11 protein-coding genes are annotated in these 14023 nt (G+C 34.0%); 2 read left to right on the forward strand and 9 right to left on the reverse strand.

What is annotated here, in order from left to right; all coding sequences use genetic code 11:
* Positions 1-115: 115 nt before the first annotated feature.
* Both ACTQ5K_RS20795 and ACTQ5K_RS20800 read right to left on the reverse strand, forming a co-directional pair.
* Complete coding sequence (locus ACTQ5K_RS20795) at positions 116-1057, reverse strand: LCP family protein (protein ID WP_031536642.1); 942 nt, start codon at positions 1055-1057, stop codon at positions 116-118.
* 378 nt (positions 1058-1435) lie between these two features.
* Positions 1436-3427, reverse strand: coding sequence for a S9 family peptidase (locus tag ACTQ5K_RS20800; RefSeq protein ID WP_031536643.1), 1992 nt, complete (start codon positions 3425-3427; stop codon positions 1436-1438).
* 249 nt (positions 3428-3676) lie between these two features.
* Between ACTQ5K_RS20800 and ACTQ5K_RS20805 the strand changes: the two genes are divergently transcribed.
* Positions 3677-4042 (forward strand): hypothetical protein, encoded by a 366-nt coding sequence (locus ACTQ5K_RS20805; RefSeq protein ID WP_031536644.1) that lies wholly within the window; start codon positions 3677-3679, stop codon positions 4040-4042.
* 26 nt (positions 4043-4068) lie between these two features.
* On the opposite strand, the gene ACTQ5K_RS20810 is transcribed toward ACTQ5K_RS20805, so the two are convergent.
* Positions 4069-4656, reverse strand: coding sequence for a competence protein ComK (locus tag ACTQ5K_RS20810; protein ID WP_048717148.1), 588 nt, complete (start codon positions 4654-4656; stop codon positions 4069-4071).
* Positions 4657-4846: 190 nt separating this feature from the next.
* On the opposite strand from ACTQ5K_RS20810, the gene ACTQ5K_RS20815 reads away from it, so the two are divergent.
* Positions 4847-5077, forward strand: a complete 231-nt coding sequence (locus ACTQ5K_RS20815; RefSeq protein ID WP_031536646.1) for an IDEAL domain-containing protein — start codon at positions 4847-4849, stop codon at positions 5075-5077.
* 302 nt (positions 5078-5379) lie between these two features.
* On the opposite strand, the gene ACTQ5K_RS20820 is transcribed toward ACTQ5K_RS20815, so the two are convergent.
* From ACTQ5K_RS20820 to hemE, 6 genes are all read right to left on the reverse strand, one after another.
* Positions 5380-6660 (reverse strand): M48 family metallopeptidase, encoded by a 1281-nt coding sequence (locus tag ACTQ5K_RS20820; protein WP_235251555.1) that lies wholly within the window; start codon positions 6658-6660, stop codon positions 5380-5382.
* Between the two features lie 271 nt (positions 6661-6931).
* Positions 6932-7921: a lipoate--protein ligase gene (locus ACTQ5K_RS20825; protein ID WP_031536648.1), complete on the reverse strand. Its 990-nt coding sequence runs from the start codon at positions 7919-7921 to the stop codon at positions 6932-6934.
* 246 nt (positions 7922-8167) lie between these two features.
* Positions 8168-10387 (reverse strand): YhgE/Pip domain-containing protein, encoded by a 2220-nt coding sequence (locus tag ACTQ5K_RS20830; protein WP_031536649.1) that lies wholly within the window; start codon positions 10385-10387, stop codon positions 8168-8170.
* Positions 10388-10460: 73 nt separating this feature from the next.
* On the reverse strand, positions 10461-11051 hold the full coding sequence (locus tag ACTQ5K_RS20835) for a TetR/AcrR family transcriptional regulator (protein WP_251628969.1): 591 nt from the start codon (positions 11049-11051) through the stop codon (positions 10461-10463).
* A gap of 344 nt (positions 11052-11395) precedes the next feature.
* Positions 11396-12340, reverse strand: a complete 945-nt coding sequence (gene hemH, locus ACTQ5K_RS20840) for a ferrochelatase (RefSeq protein ID WP_441994261.1) — start codon at positions 12338-12340, stop codon at positions 11396-11398.
* Positions 12341-12406: 66 nt separating this feature from the next.
* Positions 12407-13465 (reverse strand): uroporphyrinogen decarboxylase, encoded by a 1059-nt coding sequence (gene hemE, locus ACTQ5K_RS20845; RefSeq protein WP_441994262.1) that lies wholly within the window; start codon positions 13463-13465, stop codon positions 12407-12409.
* Between the last annotated feature and the right edge of the window lie 558 nt (positions 13466-14023).

Consider the following 14023-nt stretch of genomic DNA (forward strand, 5'->3'; position numbering starts at 1 on the left):
TTCTATTAGAACCTTTTGTTGCTATAGCATTTATTAGCAAACAATCTACTTAACTATTCTAGTTTAATTCTTTATTCTTTCTAAAATATAAAGAATATGTTAAAGATAATTCAATTTATTGTGCCAAAAATTCTTTTATTGCTGTTTTATTCGCTTCTAAATCGACAGATAAGACAGCAGCTCCATTTACTCGCATATCTTGGAAACTTCCATCTACTGGAACTCTTAGCGACTCTACCTCATGATTTTTTGAAGTCAATAATTCCTTCCCAATAAACAGCATATCCCCTGTTTCCATACTCGTATTAATGTAAGGCATTATTACCCCTGCTAGTTTTGGCAGCTTAGCAAATGTCTGTACAGCAGAAACTTGATCAGCAAGTGCTTGCAATGTTTTTTGTTGTCTTGCCACCCTTCCGAAATCAGATTCTGCATCATGTCGGAAACGCACATAGCCTAGTAACTGCTTGCCATTTAAATGTTGCAATCCTGGCTCCAACGTTACGCCTATATTTTCAGACATTTGTTTCTCTACATTGATTTCCACACCATCTGGAAATACTTCATCAACTACAGCTTCAAATCCTTCAAAATTAATAATCGCATAATATTGCAATTCTATATCAAAATTTTGTTTGATTGTTTGCCTTAAAAGCTCAGGACCTCCGAGAGTATAGGCAGTATTAATCCTCCCTTGACTATATCCAGGTATATCCACATACATATCTCTCATGAGTGATATTAGTTTATATGTACCATTATCAGGATGATATTGGGCTACCATTATGGTATCTGTTCTGGATTGATTTTCCCCTTTACGCTGGTCACTTCCAAGCAAAAGGATATTCGTTCCACCATTACTATCCTTTTCCCCATTAAATTCGTATTTAACCTCGTCTACTCCAATCTTCCCTAACGACTGTTTTTCTCCTTGCTTAAATTGAATAATACTGTATATACCTACCAAAAATATAAATAGAATTAGGAATAGAAAGAAAACCCTCCCTTTACGTAATTTCCTTCTTTTCTTTCCTTTTCTATATTCCGCTCTCCCCATTTCATTAATCCTTTCCATATTAAAGTTCTTTTTATTTTTTTATGACTCTTTATTACTATCAAGTGTAACCTTTGTACAAAAATATAGACCTTCTTCTCCTTGTAAATCCTGTTTGCTATTGAACTCTTTCATTTCTTAATGGATAGCTTTCTTTTTACTATCATAACAAAAAAAGTTCTTTTCTACATTTTTTTCTTGCTTAAAATTACATTACAGGATAGAATTATACTTTTTCTATTTATATACACTTACTTATACTTCGGTATTTTATAAGTTAATCTTAAAAATGGAAGACCCATTTTGCTTCAGATTATATAGGCAAAAATAATAATTTTGCGCATAAAAAAAGGCGCCAGATGGCACCCTTTTATTTAATCGTTATACATATTTCAAAAACCAATTGTTAATATAGTTTAGTCTTTCTATTCTAAGTGTAGGTTTTCCACTTCTTGAAAGTTCATGATTTGATTCTGGGAAACGGACAAATTTCGTTTCTTTTTTTTGCACCTTTAAGGCAATAAATAATTGCTCTGCCTGTTCAATTGGACAACGAAAATCTTTTTCTCCATGCAATATAAGCAATGGTGTTTGCATATTATTTACATAAGCTAATGGAGAATGCTTCCACAGTGTTTCAATATCATTTAAGTCTGCTTTTATTTGCCAATCAGTAAAGTAGTATCCTATATCACTAACTCCATAAAAACTTATCCAATTGGAAATAGAGCGCTGTGTGACTGCTGCCTTGAAACGATCCGTATGACCTATAATCCAGTTTGTCATGAAGCCACCATAGCTCCCTCCTGTAACCCCTAAACGAGAAGCATCGATAAAATCAAATGTCTCTAGACAATAATCCACCGCATCCATAATGTCTTCATAATCCTTCCCGCCATAATCTCCACGTACAGCATCTACAAATTGCTGCCCATAGCCATGACTTCCTCTCGGATTAATAAACAATACCGCAAACCCATTAGAAGTTAGTGTTTGGAATTCATGGAAATAGGAATTAGCATACATTGCATGTGGTCCCCCATGAATTTCTACTACCATTGGATATTTTTCGCCCGCTTTAAAGTCTTGTGGCTTCATTAACCACCCATGCAGCTCCCAGCCATCTCGAGAATGAAATTGTAATGGCTCAGCTTCAGAAAATGTATGTGTTTCCGCAAACTCTTTATTTACATCTGTAATTTGCTGAACCTCGCCTGTCTCTAAATTTAGGGTGTATAAATCTCCTGGATGTGTAGGTGTACTAATAGCTACAATCGCTCTTTTTAAACTTCCGCCAGTTGATAACCCATACACATGATGATTATCGATAAGAGACGGATAGATTGCACCTGAAATATTTCCAAAATAGACAATGGTATTTCCATGGTCAGTTCCTAAAAAAGTAAAGCTTTCATTATCCTCTCCCCATAGTATGCCAGGTGTTACAGATCCCTGTTGAAAATCTCCGATTGCATAATCGCCAACATTTACATCCCATTCCGGTGTTAAGCATTGTAGATAATCAGATTCTAAATCATATACCCATATTTTTGACAGAGTCGCATTCTCGTATTCTCTGCCACTTCCTATCAATCCTAGTCTTTTGCTATCAGGTGTCCAAGTTGCTTTTCCATAAGAGCCATTACTTTCTGTAACCTTCTTCCAGTTCCGTTCTTTTCTATTATATAGATAAATATCTGCAATAAAGCTAAAATCCTTTTCATCGCTTTCATCTGCACTAATTGCTATGTACTGTCCATCAGGGGACCAGCTTTGCACATAATAATTATTTTCTCCTGATGTAATCTGCTCTAGATCGCCACTTTCTATATTTATGATAGCAATATGATCATAGCTTCCATCCCAAAAGCCCTTGCCGTCCGATTTGTACTTCATATTAGTTACTTCTAGTGAAGTAACCTTTTCCTCTTTCTTCTCCGTTATATTTTCTTTGTCTTCAACTGTTTCTCCCATTTTTAAATTACATTGAAAAGCTATTTCCTTGCTATCCGGGGACCAAACTGGATTACTTACTCCATTGGCTAAAAAGGTTAGTTGCTTTGCTTCTCCACCTTGCTTATTTAATAAAAACAATTGATTTTTCCCAGATCGATTCGAAATAAAGACAACTTGTTCTCCATTCGGTGACCATCTTGGTGAATAGTTTCGATCTTTCCCAAATGTCCATTGAGTTGTATCTAATGTATCTAGACGCTTATAAAAAATATTGGAATAATACTTATCGGTCTCTTTACAAATGGAAGTGAGTACATATAAACATTCCTGTCCTTTTTCATTAACCTGAGGATCAACGACAGATTTTAATTCATACAAAGCTTCTGCATTTATTCTATTGCTTTCTTTCAATTTCATCTTCCTTCCCTTATTTAAAGTAACTATATATTTCGACAACTGAAATAATTTCCCCTCCTTCTCTCTCTCTTTTCTTCTAAAAAATTTTTTCAGGAATTACAGCATTAATATCCACCTTCCTAAATTTACATGTAACATGCTTTTTAGAGACTGTGAAAAATATCATTATCAACTTGAAAATTACAGCCAAACAAGGTATTATCGAATAAGAACAAATGTTCTATAACATATAAGAAGGGGTCAATGATTATGACACGAATTCCTGAAATAGAAAGGGACATTATGGAAAAAGCTATTTATCTTCCTATGCTTTTAACTATACTTAATCGGGATCTGCAGGTCATCAAAAAAAGTAATTTTAAGCTAAAACAACCTTATATAGACCTTATAGAAAATACAATGAATGCAGTACAAACGGAGTTAAAAAAAACGAAGAATTATATGTATAAGCATGCTTTGAAGATTCAAGAAGTAAATCGTGATGAAGCATTTACCATGTTTTTGTTTATTTACAACGGTTATGAGGAATATCATAATTACTTTAACCCACGTCTTCGGAATAAAGTTCAAGAACTATTAGAGTATTATTTATACAAAAGGTTTACTATTAGTTAACAAAAGTAAATAAAAAAAGCTCCTTTTCAATTGCTATCCGATTTACTCCACTTCTTTTTATATTTCATTTGGTTTTCTGCCAGCTCTATCTGTTTATCCATTCCACTTTTATACGTGAGTTTGGGATTCATACTAGCTTCATAATTATAATGTTGCAAAGTTTTATATGAATTCGTCCTCATTATTTGATTTCTCAGAGAATAGATGGAAATCCCTATTTCAATCTTTTGTGAGTTTTGGAAGGTGATTCTTACTTTGGACGCTTCTATTTTTTTAATGTCAAGAATATGATGAAGTGAAATCCATGCACAGTTTTGATTTCTAGGAGAATGAGTAGGAAAAAAATAAACAGAATTATATGGATCAATTACGATTGGAACCTTATGGTAATAGGTCATTAACCGACGAGTTCCCTCTCTCCTTCCTTCATAGGAGCTCCCCAGATAACTACAGGTATTTTTAACAATCATTAGCGGGCTATGTTTGCATAAAAAAACGTTATTTTGTTCGTATATCTTTGAATAGATAACACCATTAGCCAACTTATAAGGGAGCACTGCTCGCGTATGATAATTAATAGCATAATTATCAACTATTACATATTTTTCTTCCATCAATAAATCACTCCTTTTATTTAGTAAACTAACCTAATAATAGCACTTTTTACCTAATTAACCTAAATACTTCCTAAATTTTCAGAACATAGACATACTTTATAATCAAATTTCTAAATTATTAAAAAATAGATTGATAATTATCAAATTTTCCCATATAATATTAAAAAGGCATCAGGAGGGAAAGACAATGAATGATAAGTCCTACACTGAGTTTACAAAGTTAAGTGGCAAGAAAAAGAACACAGAAACTTATGTAAAAGACCTCTACATTGAAATGCTGCTTTCTGAAATTCAATTAAATAATGAAAAAGCAAGTTTGATGTCCTTGATTGATAAAGCCATTGATGAACGAAATAAAGAAAAATTTAACGAACTAAGTATTAAATTCAACTTATTATGTAAGCGCTTCGGTACTTGATAATAAAGAGTTCTAAATAATTTAAGGATGCCCCAAAGAGCTAATCCAGCTAGCTGAATTAAGCCCTTTGAGACATCCTTTATCTTTTGCTCATGATAGTTATCTATGTTTTTAAATTTAGTCAAGTATAAAAACTAAGTCGTTTTTACATCTATGTTTAAAATAATAAACACGAGCATTTATGCAAAATGATTACATAATACTTCGTGTTTATCGTTATTTGAAATAAAGGTAGCTTTATTCAAGAGCTAAATTAGAGATTATTCGTCTTTAAAGATTAGTAGTATCCCACATGGAAACGATCATTCTTGCTGTTGATTTTGCAAACGGATACTTTCCTCTTCTAGCTTACTGATTCTTTCTAGCATTGTCGGATGACTATAACGGAATATTTTTACTAATAAAGGTGGGTTTACTTCACTCAATCCCGTTTTTGCTAACTTTTGAAAAGTAACAATACCTGCTTCTGGATCTTCTGTTAATTGGACTGCATAGTCATCAGCCCTTTTTTCTTCATATCTTGAAATTAAATTAGTTACTGGATTTACAGCAAACAGCAACATGGAAATTAATAAAAGTACTAGAGGAAAAGAATGGATATCCTCTACTCTCGATATTTTAAGTGCATCTCCCCATCTATTCACAATCCAGTGCATTAATTTATAAACAAAATATAAACCAAACAAGGAAAAGAATAAAGAAATGCCTATCCCAATATAAATATGTTTTTCTACATAATGAGCCATTTCATGTGCCATAACAAATAAAATTTCGTCATTCTCTAATTCCTTTAAACTCGTATCCCATAGGACAATTCTTGCATTGCTTCCTATTCCAGTAACATATGCATTTAATGCACTAGTTTTATCAGACATATTCACTTCGAAAACATGGTTAGCTGGTATATTCGAAGCACTCGCTAACTTCAATATTTCAGCCTCTAATGCCTTATCCTTTAAAGGGGTGAAATCATTATAGAGCGGATCAATAACAACCGGTTGGATAAACGTGAGAAATAATGTAAACGGAATAGATAAAAACCATGCATAAAGCCACCATCTCTTTTGACTTTTTTTCATAAGCCAATATAAAACGATGACAAGGAGATACAAAATAACATAATTCACCCAAAAATCAATCATTTCGTCCTTCATCCAGGATGGAAAGCTTTGTGTAGAGATATGATAAGTCTTTGATAAGGAATAACTGATATACCCAAGAGGAAAGGTCAAAACAAATGCTGTTATATTCAGCCAAAATAAATAAATAGCTGTTTGTAGCGGCTTATATTTAGCAGAAGACTCTCCCCATTTTTTAAATGCTTTCGAAAAACCAAATAATAAAATGAATAAGTATAGAAGCCATTCAAATGGTGTTGATATAAAAAACAAGAAATTTCTTACCCGTGAATATTCCTCACTTAATACTAATTCTCTGCTATTTAGAAAAGTACTTGGATCAGCTCTAGACCCCTGAAATTCAAATGGCAAAGTTGGACTAGTGTATTGAAATAAATACCAATAAAAAAACAAGCCGTATAACACATAGGCAACCACTGCATAAAAACCAATTTTTCTAGTCATAATCTCCCTCCTGCCTAGTACAACCTATTATTAATAAGTAGTCCAAAAAAGAATTTTTAGAACTAAAAGGAGTATTTTTTGCTATTTATTTTGTTTATCTTATTAGTCATTGGAATCGACATCTGTTTAACACTGTTTTATCAGTTAAACATAAAAAATTGTCCGCGCCATTCCACTAAAGAAATATTATTCACTGAAAGAACGTAAAAAAGCATCCTAAACAATAGGATAACCACTATCATTTTAGATGCTAAAATATGCTCTGAAGTTATTAATAAATCAATTGCAGAAAATCTTCTTTTGTTACATTCCCAAAATAATGCTTAATAGAAATGTCTTCTAATGCCTTTTCTAACTCTGCGCGGTCATAGCGGATACCAATAAGGCGTTTCTCGATATCCTCTACATCGCCAACACCAAAGAAGTCACCATAAATTTTACAGTTTTTCACAATTCCTTTAACCACATCGAATCTTACATCAATTTGCCCAACTGGGAAACGATGTGAATGCTGCAGATTGAATTTAGGTGATTTTCCATAATTCCAATCCCAATTTTGGTATCTTTCTTTTGATAATTGATGAATTTTCTCCCAATCTTCTTCTGTTAATACATACTCTTGGATATTCTCTTCCCCGTCAAAAAGATAAACTAATAAAAGACGACGAAACTCTTCCACCGATATTTTTTCTGGTAGAAATTCAGTAATGTTCGCTACTCTACTTCTTACAGATTTAATCCCTTTTGACTCAATTTTGTCTTTTTTCACTTTTAATGCTGACACAACATGATCCATTTCAGAATCAAATAACAAGGTACCATGGGTAAACATTCTTCCTCTTGTAGAGAATTGGGCATTACCAGAAATTTTTCTACCTTCTGCAAGAAGATCATTGCGACCACTTAATTCAGCATTTACTCCCATGCTTTTAAGCGCTTGGACAACAGGCTCTGTGAATTTTCTAAAATTATGAAAGCTATCCCCGTCATCCTTTGTAATAAAGCTATAATTTAAATTGCCTAAATCATGATAAACAGCACCGCCACCAGACAATCTTCTGACAACATGTATGCCTTTTGATTCTACATAATCGGTATTAATTTCTTCTATCGTATTTTGGTTTTTCCCAATAATGATGGAAGGTTCATTTATATAAAATAAAAGAAAAGTTTCATTTATGTCTAGATTTTTCAAAGCATATTCTTCTATTGCAAGATTAATACGCGGATCTGTAATCCCTTTATTATCTATAAATAGCATAAAAAGACACCCCTTAAAATTTTGTAGAATTATATCCTATTTTCCCGAATTTAATTACCCTTTTATACTATAACGAAAAAACCTGAAATAATCACTTCATTTGTACTTTTTTCATAGAATTGGCAAAGTTTTTTATAACACAGATTTGGCTGCACAATCAAAAAGCTGCTATTTGGCAGCTTCAAGAATTTCTATCATAAATATCCAATAGAGTTTCTATGAAGATACAAAGCAGCAGCTTTCTTATTATTCCGCAGTAACTTCCATGTCATTGTTTATATAATGACGTCTATATTTAAAGATAAAGTAAATAGCTGTACCTGCAAAGAACAATATTGGATAAATCCCCAAAATCTCTGCATTATGCCACATATACTCAAAATCACCAGTTGAGATTACCGCTTTTAAGCCAGCTACTGAATAAGACATTGGCAATAGATTGTGGATATGTTGTAATACATTTGGTATTAACTCTAACGGAAATGTTCCCGCACTTGTAGTTAATTGGAAAATCATGATTATTACGATAATAAACCGTCCAGGATTTCCAAATAACGTAACAAAAAATTGGATAATCGAGAAAAATACTAAACTAGTTAGAACAGTAAATAGGATAAACAACGGTACGCTTTGAACTTCCATACCCAAAATAACGAGCAATACAAAGGACGCAACTAGTGCCTGCAAGACACCCACTCCAACTAGAATGATCGTTTTGCTTAAAAACCAACGCATACCACTTTTTGGCTGTCTCTCTGGTTCGGCAAAAGAGAAAACGATAGATAACATTAAAGCACCAACAAACAATCCAAGTGAGATAAAATATGGAGCTAAGCCCGTTCCATAATTCGGAACATCCGATACCTTTTCTTGGTCCACTAAAATCGGTTCTGCAATCATATCATAGGTTTTTTCATCCGAATGTATGGAACTTGCTTCCTCCGCTCCATCGGATAATTTAGAAGATAGCTCTTTACTACCATCCAATAAGGTAGAAGTTCCATTAACCAGTTCCTTTGAACCGTTTTTCAGCAAGTTGGTTCCATCTGATAAAGCAGTGGAACCAGTTGCAAGTGTATTCATTCCTGTTAGCAATGTATTCGCACCTTCAGCTAAATTAAAAGACCCATCGACAGCTTTTGAGAATTCAGAGGCATACTGATTCATTCCAGACACAAATTGTTCTTGACCAGCTACCTGTTGCTTTACCCCACTTTCTAACTTCGAGCTACCATCACTTAACTGATTAACACCTGTTTGAAGCTGTTTTTGACCTTCATTTAATTCAGTTAGACCGCTTGAAAGGCTCACTCCACCTTCTGCCAGCTGGTCTGCTGCTTGGCTCAAAGCCACTGTATTTGTAGCAATAGAAGAGCTTCCGTCCACCAACCCTTGAATGGCTGCCATTAACTGCTGTTGATTTTCTTCTGGTAATCCTTGTAGCATCGGCATAATCGAATTTATTGTTTCCTGTAAGGTTTTAGCACCTTCATTTAATTGATTTGCTCCAGCAGCTAATTGTTCTGATTTATCACTCCATTCTGTTAAACTTTGCGATAAATTATCTGAACCAGTTTGAAGCTGATTTGTCCCTTCGATTAGCGAAGGTATACTCGCTTTAACTGTATTGATTCCATCTTTTGTTTGAGACACGCCATCCAGAATGGATTGATCCCCTGCTTGTAATTGCTCAGCGGCAGTACTTAATTCCCCTTGTGCGGATTGTAACTCCGATAACCCTTTATTCAAATCCCCCGCACCATCTGCTAGCTCTTTCACTCCATCATTCGCACTATTTACACCATCAGAAAATTGAATTGACTTTTCAGCAAGTGTTTTTAAGTTAGAATAAACCTCTTCTGTCCCAGATTTAATTTTATCTGTTCCTTCTTCTAAATCTTTTGCACCAGAGCTTGCTGTTTTTAAGCCATCTGACATTTCTGTAATGTTTTCAAAAATAGATTCCGCATAAGTTTCCGTTACTTCTTTACTTACACCTTGCTTAATTTTTTCAATTGCAGAGTTCCCTATTTGAGAAGAAATAAAGTTATAGCCAGGATTAGAGATATATTTCAAATCTAATTTCTGTGGATTATCTTCAAGTAAGGTCGTCGCATTTTCCGAAAAATCTTTTGGTATCTCTATCAACATATAATACTTTTGCTTTTCTAAATTTTCATATGCTGTTTTTTTATCAACAAAAATAAAGTGGAAATCTTCGCTGTCCTTTAAGTTTTCAACTAAATCGTTACCAATCTCTAATGATTTCCCGTTCATTTCTGTCCCGGTATCTTCATTAACGACTGCAACGGGTAATTTGTCTAAGTTTCCATAAGGATCCCAAAAGGCCCATAAGTAGATGCCTGCATATAATATTGGAATAAATACAATAGCAATAACAGAAATGAGCATCATTTTATTTTTAAAAATAGAGGACAGCTCTGCCTTTAATAAACTTTGTTTCATGTAATTCCCCTCCATTTTTCCATAACTCTATTATTCTTTTCCATTACTTTCAATTATTAATTACAAATCCCCTTTACTTAGAAACTAGAGAATCACCTGATAATCCATAAAATAAATGCATTTCTAAACTAGAAGCTATTTCCTCTGAGCTTAGAGGCGGGTGGTTTTTCTCCCACTCAAATATTAATGCTAAATATACTTTAAAGATAATAAACGAGGTTAATTCTGTATCCTTTATTTGAATTTCCCCTTTATCTACTGCCTCTTGCACACGTATCTTCATATAATTTAATATGGCATTTTCTAAATGACTAATAACTTCCTTTACTTCTAAAGTGCCGATTTCTCGCTGCTCTTGAAAAAGTTTAACCGTCAACTGATGTTCTTTGCGGTACTCAAGCATATTCATCAATGCACGATGGACATTTTCCATAAACGTAGAGGATGGATCAAATGACTCATCTGCTCTTTCCTTCATTTCTGCTATCAAATCATTTATGATTTCGTAAAAAAGCTCTTCCTTATTCTTAAAAAAAGTATAAATGGTTCCTTTTCCTACGTTTGCGATTTTAGCGACATGATCCATAGTTGTTGCTTTATAGCCGAACATGGAAAATGATTTTGCCGCTGCTTCTAAAATAAGCTTCCTACGATCAACAGTCATATATCCCACCTCTTTCTTATAGCGCAATTTTCCATATGTAAGCAGAAAACAAAGCACCAGTCTTTTCCTTCCTATTATTAAGCGAGTAAATATTCTCCATTAACTGGTTCACTCAAAAACATGTCTCCAATGTACTCTAATCTTAAAAATATAAAGGAAAAACTCCCTTATGAAAGACCGCTTCTATTACGAGACTGACTAAAATAACGTTTCGGTCAGTTAGTACAAAGAAGAATATATCACAGTGTTAAGCTGCTTGCAACAAAAGAAACCAAGCGATTTTCGTAATAATCACTTGGTTCCGTTTACAATATAATAATGTCAAGAAAAATTATTTTTTTAGCTTATCCTTTAGTAGGTACGGCAATTTCTTTTAATACGACTGTTGCTAATACATCAATAAATTCTGGCTGTGCGTTCGGCATTTTTGGTCGATAATAACTTGCACCAACTTCTTTTGTAACTACCAAGCATTCGTAGTCATTGTCATATAAAACCTCTAAATGTTCTGCAACAAATCCTACTGGAACATAAACAAATGCTTTATATCCATATTTATCGTATAGATCTCTTGTTAAATCCTGAACATCTGGTCCTAGCCAAGGATCTGGTGTATTGCCAGCACTTTGCCAACCTAGATAATAAGTAGAAATTCCTGCCCCTTTTGCAATTAAATTTGCTGTTTCCTTTAATTGCTCTGGATAAGGGTCTCCATATTGAAGAATTTTTTCTGGCAAACTATGTGCTGATACGATTAAAGCTGCATTATCTCTTTCTTCTTGAGACATTTTGCTATATGTCTCTTTTAGTTGATTTACCCAATAGTTGATAAACTTAGGCTCTTTATACCAACTTTCAATACTATGAATAATTAAATCGCCTAGCTTATCCGCTTCTGCTTTTGCACGATTATTATATGATTTAATACTAAATGTAGAATAATGTGGAGCTAATACAATACTTACTGCTTCTTTTATCCCATCATCATGCATCATCTTTACGGCATCTTCTACAAATGGTTCAATATGCTTTAAGCCCAAATACATTTTAAATTCAATATCCTCTTGAATTTCATTAAGACGGGCCTCCAAGCCTTTTGCTTGTTCCATCGTAATTTTTGCTAATGGAGAAATCCCGCCAATTGCTTCATAGCGACTCGTTAAGTCTTGAAGCATTTCATCTGTCGGCTTTCTGCCATGTCTAATATCCGTATAATATCTTTCAATATCCTCTTCTTTATATGGAGTTCCATATGCCATCACTAGAAGACCCATTTTTTTACGACTCATTTCATTACCTCTCTTCTTTCCTATTATTTTGTATCTTATTTCTTTATATATCCTTTTAAATAATTTTTATTTACCTTCACGCTTGCTTAATAAATCACCAGAATAGTCATGAATAAATCCAGTCAATCTTTTCAACACCGCTGGATCTACATCCGGGAATACGCCATGCCCTAAATTAAAGATAAAGCCAGGGGTTTTAATACCTTGCTGAATAATTGCTTTCGTTCTCTCTTCAATGACACTCCATGGTGCAAGCAGAACTGCCGGATCCAAATTCCCTTGAACTGCTTTTTTTATCCCCATTTTTCTTGCCTCAGATATAGGTAATCTCCAATCTAGGCCAACTACATCGAGGGGAAGGTCGTTCCATTCTAAAGCTAAATGGCTTGCACCAACTCCATGCATAATTAGTGGTACATTTTCATCCTTTAACGCTGAAAAAATTCTTTCCATTACAGGCTTAATAAAAATACGATAGTCTACCACGTTCAATGCGCCAACCCATGAATCAAAAATTTGAATAGCACTAGCTCCAGCTTGAATCTGTGCCTTTACATAGGTAATAACCATATCGCCAAGTTTATCCATAAGAGTAGTCCAGGCTTCCGGTTTTGCATACATAAATGCTTTTGTTTTATGATAATTTTTCGATGGACCCCCTTCAATCATATAACTGGCAAGGGTAAATGGTGCACCAGAAAAACCAATTAAAGGAACATCTAATTGCTCGGTTGTAAGGAGCTTAATCGTATCTAGGACATACTTAATATCTTGTTCAGGATGTAACATACCAAGTTTTGCAACATCATCCATTGATTGAATGGGATTCTCTATCACTGGTCCAATTCCTGATTTTATTTCAACATCAACACCGATTGCTGGAAGTGGTGTCATAATATCTTTATAAAGCACGGCTGCATCGACATCATACTGATCGACTGGTAATTTCGTAACATAGGCACATAATTCTGGCTGATGTGTTATTTCGAATAAAGAATATTTTTCTTTAATTGCTCGATATTCAGGTTGGGAACGACCAGCCTGTCGCATATACCATACCGGAACATAATCAGTCGACTGTCCTTTTGCCGCTTTAATAAATGTATCTTTCACTTGTTTGCTCATCCTCTTAATGTCCACCTTTCAAAGGTATGATTTCCATTGTATCTATATTAGTGGTTATACTCAACTTATTTATAATCATTATTAAATTATAATATTTATAAATATTATGCAAGTAAAAAGTTTTGAAAGCGGGAAATTTTTTTGCACTTTCCCAATTACTTTTCTCAAAAACTTATCATCCCCAATAAAAAGGAATGTCCTCACTCACCAGACACTCCACCTTATTTTATGTAAAATTACTCCCACTCAATCATGCATACATTTTAATAATATATCTTTTTCACTACCTTTGCATAGATAACTCATCGGATTGTCACAATTTAGACATTTTTATCCGATTAGCCATGCAGCACCCCAACAATTAAAAGCATCTTAGAAAAACATCTGCTTCTTCCTATTTGCGATTATCTAAACATCCGATAATGGTTTATTCATGTGCCTCCCTTCTCTGTATGAGTAAAATGTTTGTGGGTAGAAAATAATTTACCCTCTGGTTTGGTTGGTGGTCGTTAGACCGCCAACCAAACGCAAGCGCGGTAGTATGAGCAAAAATAAAGA

It is taken from the genome of Niallia sp. Sow4_A1 (assembly GCF_052116745.1).
Classification (GTDB): Bacteria; Bacillota; Bacilli; order Bacillales; family Cytobacillaceae; genus Niallia; species Niallia hominis.